Origin of the sequence: Herminiimonas sp. CN (genome assembly GCF_000622895.1) — a bacterium.
In the GTDB taxonomy this organism is placed as follows: Bacteria; Pseudomonadota; Gammaproteobacteria; order Burkholderiales; family Burkholderiaceae_D; genus AVCC01.
Genome location: NZ_AVCC01000018.1, coordinates 1 through 13746, shown reverse-complemented (window position 1 = coordinate 13746; position 13746 = coordinate 1). Strand labels below are relative to the sequence as shown.

Genomic DNA, 13746 nt, shown 5'->3' with positions numbered 1-13746 from the left:
TTATGCCAGCTGAAATTGTGGCATAAATCCGCACCCGAACCGGGTCGGCGGCAATTTTTTGCGCGGCGGCCGCGCTCAGCGAGCATCCGGGCCGGCAACGCCGTCCGCGCTAAATTGGTACCATTGCCGCATCGCCACCATCAGCAGCAAGGAATCGCATGACTCACCTGATCTATATCGCCGACCCCATGTGTTCATGGTGCTATGGTTTCGGCCCGCAGCTTGATGCACTGCTCGATGCGCTGCCTGACGCGCAACTCGATATCGTCGTGGGCGGGCTGCGCGCCTACCACACCGAAGTGATGGACGAAGCCAAAAAAGCCAGCATTCTGGGCCACTGGAAGCATGTGGAAGCCGCCAGCGGACTGCCGTTTTCGACCTCGGGCATGGCGCGCCCGGACTTCGTGTATGACACCGAACCGGCCTGCCGGGCGCTGGTTGCAGCCCGCATCCTGGGCCAGGATTTGCCTTCGCGTTCGATGCTGGATGTGTTGCATGCGATCCAGCACGCTTTTTACGCGCAAGGCCGGGATGTGACCGACCTGCAGGTGCTGGCGGAGATTGGCGCGGCGGCGCTGACGGAGATCCGCGGCCGGGGCAACGGCTTGGCCGGGCAAGCGGCTGCGCCGCTCGACAGCGCCGATTTCCTGGACACGCTGAGCGCCGCCTCGACCAGCGCCGAAACCCGGCAGGATTTCGCGCAAGCCCAGCGCTGGGGCATCCAGGGCTTCCCGGCGCTGGTACTGGAGCATGATGCAACGCTGCACCTGATCTGTTCCGGCTATACAAAAACCGCAGTCCTGCTGGAGCGCATCGAAGCCATCACGCAAGCGGCGCCGTAAGCGCCCCGCTCACATCTTCCCTGGCGACAAATCGTTCCTTTGCTGCCGGTTGCGAAACCCGCCGCAACCACCGCATCGGACACAGTGTTTCCGGGGCGCATCGCAAAATATTTTTTCATAATGTGGTTTTCCACAATAGAAGTAATGGCCCGCTTTATGGACAATGCGCGGCAGACATCGCTTCTTTGGAGACATGATGAAAAAGCCAATTTACAAAGTACTGTACGTTCAAGTGATATTCGCCATCGTATGCGGCGTGTTGCTGGGCGTGTTCGAGCCCAAGCTCGGGATCGACATGAAGCCTCTGGGCGACGGTTTCGTGAAACTGATCAAGATGATCATCGCGCCGGTAATCTTCTGCACCGTCGTGACCGGCATCGCCGGCATGCAGGACATGAAGAAAGTCGGCCGCGTCGGCGGCAAGGCGCTGTTGTACTTCGAGATCGTCTCCACCTTCGCACTGATGATCGGCCTGGTGGTCGCCAATGTGCTGAAACCGGGCGCCGGCTTCAACGTCGACCCGGCCACGCTGGACTCCAGCGCGATCGCGCAATACACGGCGAAGGCCCATGCCCAAAGCAGCGTCGATTTCCTGCTCAACATCATCCCGACCACCTTCGTCGATGCGTTTGCCAAGGGCGACATCCTGCAGGTGCTGCTGATCGCGATCCTGTTCGGTTTCTCGCTCTCGCTGCTGGGTGAAAAAAGCCGAGTCGTCACGCACCTGATCGAAGAAATCTCGACTGCCGTGTTCGGCGTGGTCGCCATCATCATGAAAGCCGCCCCCATTGGCGCATTCGGCGCGATCGCCTTCACGATCGGGAAGTACGGCATCGCGTCGTTACTGCCGCTGGCCAAGCTGATGGGTTCGTTCTACCTGACCTGCGGCCTGTTCATCTTCATCGTGCTGGGCACCATCGCCAGAATGACCGGCTTCTCGATCTGGCGCTTCCTCAAATACATCAAGGAAGAATTGCTGATCGTGCTGGGCACCAGCTCCTCCGAAAGCGCGCTGCCATCGCTGATGCAAAAACTGCAAAAACTCGGCTGCGCCAAATCCGTGGTCGGCCTGGTGGTGCCGACCGGCTACTCGTTCAACCTCGACGGCACCAATATCTACATGACGATGGCGGCGCTGTTCGTGGCACAGGCGACCAATACCGATTTGACGCTGACCCAGGAATTGACCATCCTCGGCGTGGCGATGCTGACCTCCAAGGGCGCGTCCGGCATCACCGGCGCCGGCTTCATCACGCTGGCGGCGACGCTGGCCGTGGTGCCGACCATCCCGGTCGCCGGCATGGCGCTGATCCTTGGGATCGACCGCTTCATGAGCGAATGCCGCGCACTGACCAACTTCATCGGCAACGGCGTCGCAACCATCGTGGTATCGAAATGGGAAAACGAGCTCGATCAGGAAGCGCTGCAGCGGGAATTGCACAACCCGACCCCGGCGGCGGTCGCGGCGGCACCGCATGAAGTCAGCCCAGTGCCGGCCTTGCGGCAGCGGGAATCGACCTGAAACCAGAAAAACCAGCCTGCCGGCTGGTTTTTTTATGCATACCACAATACAGATGTGTGTATTTTTTAATTAATAGACAAATAAAGCTGAAAATAATGCTTTTATTAGCATACCCCTGTTTATCGACCATGGCTGCGGATAATTCAGGGGTTCCATTGCGGCCGACCTGAGGCATACCAGGCGCTTCTCAGACCCGTCCAGTATAATCACCCCCTGCTTTTCCATTCAGAATGCCATCGCCGCCATGTCCGACTCCCCTGAACTACTGCTCCCCGCCGGCTCGCTGGCCAAAATGCACGCCGCCTTCGACTATGGCGCCGATGCCGTCTATGCGGGCCAGCCGCGCTACAGCCTGCGCGCCCGCAACAACGAATTCGCGACGCTGGAAGCGCTGCAGGCCGGCATCGAAGGCGCCCATGCGCGCGGCAAATTGTTCTTCGTCGCCAGCAACATCTTCGCCCACAACGCCAAGCTGAAGACCTACATCAACGACATGGCGCCGGTGATCGCGATGAAACCGGACGCGCTGATCATGGCCGACCCCGGCCTGATCATGATGGTGCGCGAAAAATGGCCGGAAGTACCGGTGCATCTGTCGGTCCAGGCCAATGCGGTGAACTGGGCCGACGTCAAGTTCTGGCACAAGATGGGCCTGACACGAGTGATCCTGTCGCGCGAACTGTCGCTGGACGAAGTCGAGGAAATCCGCCAGCGCTGCCCTGAGATGGAAATCGAAGTGTTTGTGCACGGCGCGCTGTGCATCGCGTATTCCGGCCGCTGCCTGCTGTCCGGCTACTTCAACCATCGCGACCCGAACCAGGGTACCTGCACCAATTCCTGCCGCTGGGATTACAAGGTCGAGCAAGCCGACGAGGACGCCACCGGCGATCTGGCGCGGATTCCGGTCGAAACCATCAAGCTCAACTATCAAGCGGCGATGGAAGAAGCGAATCAGGCCTTTTCCGCGCTGGGCAACATGCAGCGCCACCCGCTGGCCAACCAGCCCTACCTGATCGAGGAAGCCGGCCGCCCGGGCGAACTGATGCCGATCCTGGAAGACGAGCACGGCACCTACATCATGAACTCCAAGGATCTGCGCGCGGTCGAGCACATCGAGCGACTGGTCAAGATCGGCGTCAATTCGCTGAAGATCGAGGGCCGCACCAAGTCGCTGTACTACGTGGCGCGCACCGCGCAGGTGTACCGACGCGCGATCGACGACGCAGTCGCCGGGCGTCCGTTCGACCTCAACCTGCTGGGCGAACTGCAAGGGCTGGCCAACCGCGGCTATACCGACGGCTTCTACCAGCGCCACCATACGCAGGATCACCAGAACTACATGGAAGGCGTATCGAAAACGCATCGCAGCAAATACGTCGGCGACGTGCTGTCGGTGGCAGACGGCTGGGCGCTGGTGGAAGCGAAGAACCGCTTTTCAGTCGGCGACCAAATCGAGATCATCCACCCGAGCGGCAACCAGACCGTGACGCTGGAACGGATGCAGGCCTTTGACGGCAGCGAAATCAGCGTCGCTCCGGGCAGCCCGCACAAGGTGCGCATCCCGCTCGACGCCCGCTTCGACAAAGCCTTGATATCGCGCCTGCTGTAAGGCGGCGCTTCCGTTACACTCTCGTTCATAAGAATTTGCCGGAGTGGCGACATGAAATGGGAAGGCAATCGCGAAAGCGATAACGTGGAAGACCGCCGCGGCGGCGGTGATGGCGGCGGCTTCGGCGGACGCTCGATCGGTCTGGGGACGATTGCGATTGCGCTGGTGGCCTCGTATTTCTTCGGCGTCAGCCCGATGACCGTGATCAGCCTGCTGTCGGGCGGCTCCGGCCAGATCGGCAGCACCCGGTCGGCGCCGGCGCAACCGGCTGCACGCAATGACCCGATGGTGAAATTCGTTGCCACCGTACTGGCCGACACCGAGGATACCTGGGGGCCGATTTTCCGCCAGAGCGGCTCCAGCTACGTACAGCCGAAACTGGTGCTGTTTGCCGGCTCCACCCCGACCGCCTGCGGCACCGGAGACACTGCGTCCGGCCCATTTTATTGCCCGGGCGACCAGAAAGTGTATATCGATCTGGCGTTCTTCCAGACCATGCGCGAGCGTTTTCAGGTTTCAAGTGATTTTGCGCAGGCGTATGTGATCGCGCACGAGGTCGGCCATCACGTACAACACATCTCCGGCATCATGGACAAGGCCGACAAGGTGCGCCGCAACGGCTCGGAAAAACAAGCTAACGCACTGTCGGTCAAGCTGGAATTGCAAGCTGACTGCTTCGCCGGCGTCTGGGCCTTTCACGCCAATCAGGCGCGCAGCATCCTCGAGACCGGCGATGTGGAAAGCGCATTGAAAGCGGCCACCGCGATCGGCGACGACACGCTGCAACAGCAGGCGCAAGGCCATGTGGTGCCGGATTCCTTCACCCACGGCACCTCGGCGCAACGGGTACGCTGGTTCAAGCGCGGCATCGATAGCGGCCAGCTGAACAACTGCAATACCTTCGGTGCCCAGCAACTCTGAACTGCGGCAATTATCAGCACTCCCGGGCTGATGCGAAAATCGCAGGGCATCGATTGACATCATAAATTTGATGCACACATTTCCGGAGCTGCGCGCAAGCACCAGGCAGAATCGCCGGTAAACGTAAAACGGGCCGCAATGCGGCCCGTTTTTACGTTCTCGTTGCTGAATTACTTCTTGCCCGTCTTGGCAGCTGACTTCTGCGCGGCCGCTGCAAAACTTTGGGTCGCCTTGGTAACATTTTCTTCCAATGCTTCCGCTGCTTTCTTGGTGGTTTGCAGCATCTGATCGTAGCCGGCATTGGCGTTGGCAACCACCGACTTGAGCATCTCGACCACGCCTTCGGAACCAGGAGGCGCATTCTTGGTTAACTCTGCGATCATCTTGCTCAGATTTTCGCTGGTTTCAGCGAGCTGCGCCTCTGCGGCCTTGGCCAGTTCCTTCTGGCTGGCGGCAGTGATGCCGGCCAGCTCACGGCTGTATGCAAGCGCCTTTTCCGCGCTCGGTTGCGTCTGGGAAGCGCTAATTTTCAGAAAATCCTGCATGTCTTTCGCCGCCAGCAGCTGCTGGCCTGCCGCTGCCGAATCCTCAAGTGTGGCTTTGGCAACATTGACGTTCAGGTTGATGATTTTTTCCGCTTCGCCAAATACCTTGGCGGTCAGGGAATTGATCATTGCCAATTGCGCTTCAAAGTGGGACTTGCTTGCTGCCAGAAACTGCTCTTGAATTGTAGACATGACACTCTCCTTTTTGTTGAGTATTGCTAATCGAACCACGTAATGGTGCGCTGCACAAATGCACTTTACACAAGACACAGAAAAATGTCCAGCATTTTTTGTGCGGCGCAACATAAGAGATAAAAGCCAATACATTCGACTCCCACCCTGCCGAAGCGCTCAATCCGCCGCCAGGCTGCGCGCAAATACCCCGATTACCTGCGCGACATCCGGATGCGTCACATCCCTGTGCGTCACCAGCCGCATGTGGGCGCTGACGCTGGCAACGATGCCGTTTTCCTGCAGCGCCGCAGCCAGTTCCAGGCAGCATTGCGGCGGCACATCCACATACACGATATTGGTTTGCGGCATCCGCACCGCCAAACCGGGAATCTGCGCCAAACCTTGCGCCAGATACAGTGCATTCGCGTGATCCTCGGCCAAGCGCGGCACGTTATGCTCCAGCGCGTGGATGCCGGCCGATGCCATGATGCCAGCTTGGCGCATGGCGGCGCACGGCTGGGTGGCGGTATCGCTACGCAGGTCGATGGTTGCAGGCGCCATGCTGGATTTCCTTTTCTGATGCATCCACTGAGAAATGCAACGAGTCGATGAATTGACGCAGCGCACATTATCCGTCACATGTTTGCCTGTTTCGGGCTTATGTCAATAAAATTGGGGATTATTGCGCGCTATAATCAAACAAGATGCATTTTGCGCGCTTGGCATCTCTTCGAATTTCGCATCATTCATTCACATACGGATAAATTAATCAAAAGGAAATGACATGGCAAACGCAAGACAAGTAGTGATCGTCGGCGCAGCACGCACCGCTATTGGGACTTACGGTGGCGCCCTGAAGGACACCCCGGCCTGCGAACTCGGCGTGGTTGCAGTCAAGGAAGCCTTTGCCCGCGCCAAGGTCGATCCGGCCAGTGCCGGCCAGATCGTGCTCGGCAACGTGATCCACACTGAAACGCGCGACATGTACGTCTCGCGCGTGGTCGGCGTCAATTCCGGCATGGCACACGAATCGGTGGCGCTGACCCTGAACCGCCTGTGCGGCTCCGGCCTGCAAGCGATCGTTACCGCAGCCAATGCGATTCAACTGGGCGACACCGACATTGCGGTTGGCGCCGGCGTTGAAACCATGAGCCGCGCCGCGTTCTCGGTACCGTCGGCCCGCTGGGGCGCGCGCCTGGGCGACACCAAGATGGTCGACATGCTGGTCGGCGCAGTCACGGATCCGTTCGGCGTCGGCCACATGGGCATCACGGCCGAGAACGTTGCGGAAAAATACAAAATCTCGCGCGAAGAGCAGGACGCTTTTGCAATCGATAGCCAAAAGAAAGCGCTTGCCGCAATCGCTGCCGGTCACTTCAAATCGCAAATCGCACCGGTCGAAATCAAGACGCGCAAAGGCATAGTCGCCTTCGATACCGACGAGCATCCGAAAGCCGATGCCACGCTGGAAAGCCTGGCCAAGCTCAAGCCGGCATTCAAGAAGGATGGCGGCACCGTAACTGCCGGCAATGCCTCCGGCCTGAACGATGGCGCCGCCGCTTGCGTGCTGATGGAAGCCGGCGCAGCGGAACGTGCCGGCCTGTCGCCGCTGGCGCGTCTGGTATCGTACGCGGTCTGCGGTGTCGATAATGCGATCATGGGCACCGGCCCGATTCCTGCGGTGCAACTGGCGCTGAAACGCGCCGGCCTGAAGCTCGACGACATGGCCGTGATCGAATCGAACGAAGCTTTCGCAGCGCAGTCGCTGGGCGTCTGCCGCGGTCTGGAACTCGACCCGGCCCGCACCAACCCGAACGGCGGCGCGATTGCGCTGGGCCACCCGCTGGGCGCAACCGGCTCGATCCTGACCGTGAAATGCGTGTACGAACTGATTCGCACCAACCAGCGCTACGGCCTGATCACCATGTGCATCGGCGGCGGCCAGGGGATTGCAGCGATCGTCGAACGCCTGTAACCAGGCGCCGCAGCCGGAATCTGTCCGGCCAACAAAAACCCGCGCATCGTCCAGCGATGCGCGGGTTTTTTTAACGCGTGCCGGGCGCTACCTTCATGCGGTAAAAAAGCGCTCCGCCATTTCCTCCAGCCCCAGCGTCGCCAACACTTCCTGCAGCCGCTCCGACGGCCGCTTGCGCGGCAGGTCCTGGTAGGTGGCGATGATCAATTCGTTCTTCATCGAATGTTCCCAGCCGACCAGTTCGGTCACGTTGACCTGGTAGCCATGCGCTTCCAGTTGCAGGCAGCGCAGCACATTGGTGACCTGGCTGCCGAATTCGCGCGTATGCAGCGGATGGCGCCAGATTTCAGTCAGCGCGCTTTTCGCCAGCGCCTTGCCCTTGTTGCGCTTCAGCACCGATGCCACCTCGGCCTGGCAGCATGGCACCAGCACCATGAAGCGCGCGTTCTTTTTCAAGGCGAAACGGATCGCATCGTCGGTCGCGGTATTGCAGGCGTGCAGAGCGGTGACGATATCGACCTCGGCCGGCAGCCGGTCGGACAGGGTCGCTTCGGCCACCGACAGGTTCAGGAACGACATGCCGGGGAAATCCAGCCGCGCCGCCAGCGCCTCGGACTTTTGGACCAGTTCATCCCGGGTCTCGATGCCGTAAATGTGCGAAGCGCCGGCCAGCGACTTGAAGAACAGGTCGTACAGGATGAAGCCCAGATACGACTTGCCGGCGCCATGATCGACCAGGCGAATTTCGCCGCGCTGCTGCAGCACTTGTTGCAGCAAGGGTTCGATGAATTGGTACAGGTGGTACACCTGCTTGAGCTTGCGGCGGCTATCCTGGTTCAGCTTGCCGTCGCGCGTGAGGATATGCAATTCCTTGAGCAGCTCTATCGACTGGCCGGGCCGGATTTCGTGCATCTGGGCTACGGGCTTTACATCTGACATTGCACAAGATCCATTCTGAACGCAAAGGAGCAGGAAAAATCCTGCAAAATTTACAAAATACTTGGGGTATAGCTAAAATACCTGCATTTTACCCACGGCTTTATTGCGGCATTTAAAAATACATAATTGGGTATATAAAGCCGCGCAAAAGGCATGAAAAGCGCCTTGCGAACACTCGCGAGTGCGCTTTTTCGTGCCATTTGATGCCGTATTTATTCTGCCTCGGCAATCCATGCCATCTGGATCGATTCGAGAATTTTTTCGCCCGAATGGTCGGGCTGGTCATCGAAGCCATCCAGTTCGCAGACCCAGCGGTGCAAATCGGTAAAGCGCACCGTCAACGGATCAATTTGCGGGAATTTGTCGAAAAGTTCTTCCGCAATACGCTGGCTATCGGTCCATTTCATGCTGTTCTCCTGTCCGTCCTGCGGATCAATGATTTTCGCGTGCGTGGTTGATCGTGTACTTCGGAATTTCAACCACCAGATCCTCTTCGCCCACCAGCGCCTGGCAGGACAGGCGCGAAACCGGCTCCAGGCCCCAGGCCTTGTCGAGCAAGTCTTCTTCCGCTTCGGTGGCGTCCTCCAGCGAGGCGAAGCCTTCGCGGATGATGACGTGGCAGGTGGTGCAGGCGCAGGATTTTTCGCATGCATGTTCGATCTCGATCTCGCTGTCGAGCAGCACATCGCACAGCGATTTTCCGGTCGGCGCATCGATCACCGCACCGTCCGGGCACAGTTGCGGGTGGGGAAGTATGACGATTTGGGGCACTCTATTTACCTCGAAAATGGGATGGGCTGCCGCGAACGGCATTGAACGATGCGAAAAATATTCTTGCGTCAGGCGATTTCATCGAGCTTCTTGCCGGCCAGAGCGGAGCGCACACTGCGATCCATGCGGCGGGCGGCGAAATCCTCGGTGCCGTGCGCCAGTGCGCTCACCGCAGCGCGAATTGCAACATGATCGGTGCCCTGGACTTGCTCGCGCACACCTTGCAGCAAGGCATCGATGGCAGCGCGCTCATCAATGGACAGCAAATTGCCATCGTCATCCAGTGCCGACCGGGTTGCCAGCATGATCCGTTCGGCCTCGACCTGCTCTTCGCGCAACGCGCGCGACTGCATGTCGATATCCGCCGAAGCGAAGGAATCCTGCAGCATGCGCGCGACTTCGTCATCGCCCAGGCCGTACGATGGCTTGACCACGATCGAGGCTTCCACCCCGGAACGCAATTCCCGCGCCGACACCGACAGCAGGCCGTCCGCATCGACCTGGTAGGTGATGCGAATCCGCGCGGCGCCGGCCGCCATCGGCGGGATGCCGCGCAATTCGAAGCGGGCCAGCGAGCGGCAATCGCTGACCAGCTCACGGTCGCCCTGCACCACATGCACCGCCAGCGCGGTCTGGCCATCCTTGAAAGTGGTGAACTCCTGCGCCCGGGCGCACGGGATGGTGGCATTGCGCGGAATGACTTTTTCCGCCAGCCCCCCCATGGTTTCGATCCCGAGCGAGAGCGGAATCACGTCCAGCAGCAGCCAGTCGTCGCCGGCAGTGCGGTTGCCGGCCAGCAGATTGGCCTGAATCGCCGCGCCCAGCGCGACTACCTGATCCGGGTCGATGTTCGCCAGCGGCGTAGTCTGGAAGAACTCTCCGACTGCCTTGCGCGCATGCGGCATCCGGGTCGCACCGCCGACCAGCACCACGCCGTCGACATCGTCGGCCGACAAGCCGGCATCGCGCAGCGCCTTGCGGCAGGGTAATAATGTTTTGGCGACCAAATGCTGGGTAATTTCAACGAATTGGGCCGCACTTACGACCAGACTCACGCTTTCGCCCGAATTCAGCGTCGCATCGATGCGGGTTTCGGATTTGGATGACAGCAGCTCTTTGGCTTCGCGCGCCTTGACCATCAGCAGCCGGGTATCCTGATCCGACAGCGGCGCTAGCTTGGCCTGCTCGATGATCCAGCAAAACAGCCGGTGGTCGAAATCGTCGCCGCCCAGAGCGGAATCGCCGCCGGTGGACAAGACTTCGAACACGCCCTTGGTCAGTTTCAGGATCGAAATATCGAAGGTGCCGCCGCCCAGATCGTACACCGCATAAATCCCTTCGGAGCCGTTGTCCAATCCATAGGCGATCGCCGCGGCAGTCGGTTCGTTGAGCAGGCGCAACACGTTGATGCCGGCCAGACGGGCCGCATCCTTGGTGGCCTGGCGCTGCGCATCGTCGAAGTACGCCGGGACCGTAATCACCGCGCCGACCAGATCGTCGCCCAACGCGTCTTCCGCCTGCTGGCGCAGGGTGGCCAGGATTTGCGCGGAAATTTCGACCGGGCTCTTGACGCCGGCGACGGTATTGATCTGCACCATGCCGGGCGCATCCTGGAAATCGTAGGGCAGGTTCTCGACATATGGGACATCCTTCAGGCCGCGCCCCATGAAGCGTTTGACCGACACGATGGTATTTTTCGGGTCTATGGTCTGCGTCGCCTGCGCCTTGTAGCCGATATGCACCTGGCCGCCGGGCAGATAGCGCACAATGGACGGCAGCAGGCAGCGCCCCTCCGCATCCATCAGGATTTCGGGAATGCTGTTGCGTACGGTGGCGACCAGCGAATTGGTGGTGCCCAGATCGATTCCGACCGCCAGCCGGTGCTGGTGCGGCGCGGTGGACATGCCGGGTTCTGCGATTTGTAAGAGTGCCATGCGATATTACCGTGAAGCCGGCAAGGCGATGCGAATACCGAGGCCGATAAAGGCACACCCTGCCAGACGATTCAAATAAAGGGAAGCGGCGGCATTACGCTGCAGATATGCACCGACGATTCCGGAAAAAAAAGCGATGCTGCCGAAGATGGACAGCGTCACCAGAATGAACAGGCCGGCCAGCAGCAGCATCTGGGCGGCGACATGCCCCGCCTGCAGATTGACGAATTGCGGCAGGAAAGCGATGAAAAAGAGCGTCACCTTGGGATTGAGGATATTGGCAACCACGCTCTGCCAATAAATTTTGCGCGGCGCCACCATGGTCGCCAAGGCATCCGTGTTGACGATGGCTCCCGCGCGCAAAGTGCGCACGCCAAGGTAAATCAAATAGGCCGCGCCTGCGTAACGGATCACGTCATAAGCCAGCGGCGCAGCCTGGATCATTGCCGCAAAACCGAGCACTGCCAGCAGGGTATGGAAAATCAGCCCGGAACTAAAGCCCAGCGCCGCCACCAGGCCGGCCTTTTTGCCCTGCGTGATGCCGCGCGTCAGCACATAAAGATTGTCCGGACCGGGAGCCAGCGTCGCGGTCGCCGCCGCGACCAGGAATAACCAGATATCAGGCATCAGTTTTCACCTTCATACATGCGTCGATCAAGCAGCTTCGTGGGCGGCGAATGCAGCGCCGATCTCGTGGCCGAATTTCTCCAGAAACATCAATTGCCGCACGCCCAATGCCGCCTGGGTGAAGTCTGCCGCATCCAGCGCAGCGCCGATCTGTGCCACCTGGTCCTTGCGCAGCGCGCGCAATTCGGCATCGATCTTGTCCAGCGCCGCCACATCGCGGGCTGCGCGGGCATCGTCGAGGGCCTCGCGCCATTCCATCTGCTGCATCAGAAAAGCCGTCGGCATCGCGGTATTCGATTCCGTCTGCAGATCGATGCCGTGCAGTTCGCACAGGTAAGCCGCGCGCTTGAGAGCATCCTTCAAGGTCCGGTACGCCTCGTTGGCACGCGTCGCCCATTGCATTGCCACCCGTTTTTCGGCGTCGCTGGCAGTAACGAACTTGTCAGGATGGACACGATTCTGAACTTCGTGATACGCGGCATCAAGCGCCTTGGCATCGAGCGTGAACTGCTGCGGCAGCTGGAATAAATCGAAGTGATTTTGCATTTACATTTGCGCAAGAATTAAAACAAAAGCCTGTCCGGACATCAACAGGCTCATTTTCGGGCAGGATGCTCATCATTTACAGCGAAAATCGGAACGCGACATCCGCCAATCCAGCAGATCGTAACCGATGTTTCCTGTTGCCTACGAAAGGCGCGAATGAAATTCAGAATCCGATGCCTCGCTAAAACATAGGGAGTATAGCCATTTTTATGGATTTTCCCGCATACAAATACTGCGGGTAAAAAATATACTCTTTACAATAAACGGGTGCGTAAAACTCTCGCCACAGCGGACAGCTCTATTTTAACGTTATTAATCATCACTTTTTTCATGTTTTCGTGGACATTGTTTTTCCACTGCATGAACACGCACCGGATTAAATCGTAAAAGATTCGCCGCAACCGCATTCATCCTTGACGTTCGGATTATGGAACTTGAAGCCTTCGTTCAAGCCTTCGCGCGCGAAATCCAGTTCGGTGCCATCAATGTAAGACAGGCTCTTCGGATCGACGAATACCTTGACGCCATGCGATTCGAACACGATGTCTTCCGCTTCCATCTGGTCAACGTATTCGAGCTTGTAGGCCAAGCCGGAACAGCCGGTGGTACGGACCCCGAAACGCAGACCGATGCCATTGCCGCGCCGGTCGATGTACCGGCTGATGTGTTTCGCCGCTTTTTCAGTGAGAGTAATTGCCATGATTTTCTCCGTGACGTTCTTCCGGCGGGAAGAAAGAATGCTGTTTTGCACCAAAAACTTACGCTGCCGGCGATTCCGTGCCGTGCTTGGTTTTATAGTCCAGCACCGCGGCCTTGATCGCATCTTCGGCCAGAATCGAGCAGTGAATTTTCACTGGCGGTAATGCAAGTTCTTCGGCAATTTGGGTATTCTTGATATCCAGCGCCTGATCCAGCGTCTTGCCCTTGACCCATTCGGTCACCAGCGACGAGGATGCGATGGCGGAACCGCAGCCGTACGTTTTGAACTTGGCATCCTCAATCACGCCATCCGCACCGACCTTGATTTGCAGCTTCATCACGTCGCCGCACGCCGGCGCACCGACCATACCGGTGCCAACCGAATCGTCGCCCTTGTCGAACGCGCCGACATTGCGCGGATTTTCGTAGTGATCGAGAACTTTCTCTGAGTAAGCCATTTTGATGCTCCTTAAAACGATACGTTGATGCGCTTCAGATTCTGAATACGACAATCCGGCTCAATGGGATGCCCATTTGATCGAACTGATGTCGATCCCTTCCTTATGCATGTCCCACAGCGGCGACAATTCACGCAATTTTGCCACTTTCGATTTCATGAGTTCGATGGTGAAATCAATTTCT

15 protein-coding genes are annotated in these 13746 nt (G+C 58.8%); 5 read left to right on the top strand and 10 right to left on the bottom strand.

What is annotated here, in order from left to right:
- The first annotated feature begins 158 nt into the window (after positions 1–158).
- From HMCN_RS0106030 to HMCN_RS0106010, 4 genes are all read left to right on the top strand, one after another.
- Complete coding sequence (locus HMCN_RS0106030; RefSeq protein WP_025916532.1) at positions 159–842, top strand: DsbA family protein; 684 nt, start codon at positions 159–161, stop codon at positions 840–842.
- Between the two features lie 193 nt (positions 843–1035).
- On the top strand, positions 1036–2364 hold the full coding sequence (locus HMCN_RS0106025) for a dicarboxylate/amino acid:cation symporter (RefSeq protein WP_193366396.1): 1329 nt from the start codon (positions 1036–1038) through the stop codon (positions 2362–2364).
- Positions 2365–2608: 244 nt separating this feature from the next.
- Positions 2609–3973: a tRNA 5-hydroxyuridine modification protein YegQ gene (gene yegQ / locus HMCN_RS0106015; protein WP_025916530.1), complete on the top strand. Its 1365-nt coding sequence runs from the start codon at positions 2609–2611 to the stop codon at positions 3971–3973.
- Positions 3974–4024: 51 nt separating this feature from the next.
- On the top strand, positions 4025–4894 hold the full coding sequence (locus HMCN_RS0106010) for a neutral zinc metallopeptidase (RefSeq protein ID WP_025916529.1): 870 nt from the start codon (positions 4025–4027) through the stop codon (positions 4892–4894).
- 170 nt (positions 4895–5064) lie between these two features.
- On the opposite strand, the gene phaP is transcribed toward HMCN_RS0106010, so the two are convergent.
- Together phaP and HMCN_RS0106000 are read right to left on the bottom strand one after the other, a co-directional pair.
- Entirely contained in the window at positions 5065–5631 is a 567-nt protein-coding gene (phaP, locus tag HMCN_RS0106005) for a TIGR01841 family phasin (RefSeq protein ID WP_025916528.1), read from the bottom strand.
- A 159-nt stretch (positions 5632–5790) separates the two neighbouring features.
- Positions 5791–6174: a beta-eliminating lyase-related protein gene (locus HMCN_RS0106000; RefSeq protein ID WP_025916527.1), complete on the bottom strand. Its 384-nt coding sequence runs from the start codon at positions 6172–6174 to the stop codon at positions 5791–5793.
- Positions 6175–6397: 223 nt separating this feature from the next.
- On the opposite strand from HMCN_RS0106000, the gene HMCN_RS0105995 reads away from it, so the two are divergent.
- On the top strand, positions 6398–7588 hold the full coding sequence (locus tag HMCN_RS0105995; RefSeq protein WP_025916526.1) for an acetyl-CoA C-acyltransferase family protein: 1191 nt from the start codon (positions 6398–6400) through the stop codon (positions 7586–7588).
- A 93-nt stretch (positions 7589–7681) separates the two neighbouring features.
- Here HMCN_RS0105995 and HMCN_RS0105990 read toward each other — a convergent pair whose 3' ends face one another.
- From HMCN_RS0105990 to iscU, 8 genes are all read right to left on the bottom strand, one after another.
- Positions 7682–8527 (bottom strand): methyltransferase, encoded by an 846-nt coding sequence (locus tag HMCN_RS0105990; RefSeq protein ID WP_035626045.1) that lies wholly within the window; start codon positions 8525–8527, stop codon positions 7682–7684.
- A gap of 212 nt (positions 8528–8739) precedes the next feature.
- The gene (gene iscX / locus HMCN_RS0105985; protein ID WP_025916524.1) at positions 8740–8934 is read right to left on the bottom strand and encodes a Fe-S cluster assembly protein IscX; all 195 of its coding nucleotides are present in this window, start codon (positions 8932–8934) and stop codon (positions 8740–8742) included.
- 25 nt (positions 8935–8959) lie between these two features.
- Positions 8960–9298 (bottom strand): ISC system 2Fe-2S type ferredoxin, encoded by a 339-nt coding sequence (fdx, locus tag HMCN_RS0105980; RefSeq protein ID WP_025916523.1) that lies wholly within the window; start codon positions 9296–9298, stop codon positions 8960–8962.
- Between the two features lie 68 nt (positions 9299–9366).
- Positions 9367–11232, bottom strand: coding sequence for a Fe-S protein assembly chaperone HscA (gene hscA / locus HMCN_RS0105975; RefSeq protein WP_025916522.1), 1866 nt, complete (start codon positions 11230–11232; stop codon positions 9367–9369).
- A gap of 6 nt (positions 11233–11238) precedes the next feature.
- Entirely contained in the window at positions 11239–11859 is a 621-nt protein-coding gene (locus HMCN_RS0105970) for a LysE family translocator (RefSeq protein ID WP_025916521.1), read from the bottom strand.
- 27 nt (positions 11860–11886) lie between these two features.
- On the bottom strand, positions 11887–12405 hold the full coding sequence (hscB, locus tag HMCN_RS0105965) for a Fe-S protein assembly co-chaperone HscB (protein ID WP_025916520.1): 519 nt from the start codon (positions 12403–12405) through the stop codon (positions 11887–11889).
- 376 nt (positions 12406–12781) lie between these two features.
- Complete coding sequence (gene iscA, locus HMCN_RS0105960; RefSeq protein WP_025916519.1) at positions 12782–13105, bottom strand: iron-sulfur cluster assembly protein IscA; 324 nt, start codon at positions 13103–13105, stop codon at positions 12782–12784.
- Between the two features lie 58 nt (positions 13106–13163).
- Positions 13164–13562 carry a Fe-S cluster assembly scaffold IscU gene (gene iscU / locus HMCN_RS0105955; RefSeq protein ID WP_025916518.1) on the bottom strand — a complete coding sequence of 133 codons (399 nt, stop codon included), beginning with the start codon at positions 13560–13562 and terminating at the stop codon, positions 13164–13166.
- Positions 13563–13746 lie beyond the last annotated feature (184 nt).

Excerpts from the sequence above, each read along its gene's own strand:
- HMCN_RS0106030 (WP_025916532.1), top strand. The coding sequence starts at position 159 with ATGACTCACCTGATCTATATCGCCGACCCCATGTGTTCATGGTGCTAT.
- HMCN_RS0106025 (WP_193366396.1), top strand. The coding sequence starts at position 1,036 with ATGATGAAAAAGCCAATTTACAAAGTACTGTACGTTCAAGTGATATTC.
- yegQ (WP_025916530.1), top strand. The coding sequence starts at position 2,609 with ATGTCCGACTCCCCTGAACTACTGCTCCCCGCCGGCTCGCTGGCCAAA.
- HMCN_RS0106010 (WP_025916529.1), top strand. The coding sequence starts at position 4,025 with ATGAAATGGGAAGGCAATCGCGAAAGCGATAACGTGGAAGACCGCCGC.
- phaP (WP_025916528.1), bottom strand. The coding sequence starts at position 5,631 with ATGTCTACAATTCAAGAGCAGTTTCTGGCAGCAAGCAAGTCCCACTTT.
- HMCN_RS0106000 (WP_025916527.1), bottom strand. The coding sequence starts at position 6,174 with ATGGCGCCTGCAACCATCGACCTGCGTAGCGATACCGCCACCCAGCCG.
- HMCN_RS0105995 (WP_025916526.1), top strand. The coding sequence starts at position 6,398 with ATGGCAAACGCAAGACAAGTAGTGATCGTCGGCGCAGCACGCACCGCT.
- HMCN_RS0105990 (WP_035626045.1), bottom strand. The coding sequence starts at position 8,527 with ATGTCAGATGTAAAGCCCGTAGCCCAGATGCACGAAATCCGGCCCGGC.
- iscX (WP_025916524.1), bottom strand. The coding sequence starts at position 8,934 with ATGAAATGGACCGATAGCCAGCGTATTGCGGAAGAACTTTTCGACAAA.
- hscA (WP_025916522.1), bottom strand. The coding sequence starts at position 11,232 with ATGGCACTCTTACAAATCGCAGAACCCGGCATGTCCACCGCGCCGCAC.
- HMCN_RS0105970 (WP_025916521.1), bottom strand. The coding sequence starts at position 11,859 with ATGCCTGATATCTGGTTATTCCTGGTCGCGGCGGCGACCGCGACGCTG.
- hscB (WP_025916520.1), bottom strand. The coding sequence starts at position 12,405 with ATGCAAAATCACTTCGATTTATTCCAGCTGCCGCAGCAGTTCACGCTC.
- iscA (WP_025916519.1), bottom strand. The coding sequence starts at position 13,105 with ATGGCAATTACTCTCACTGAAAAAGCGGCGAAACACATCAGCCGGTAC.
- iscU (WP_025916518.1), bottom strand. The coding sequence starts at position 13,562 with ATGGCTTACTCAGAGAAAGTTCTCGATCACTACGAAAATCCGCGCAAT.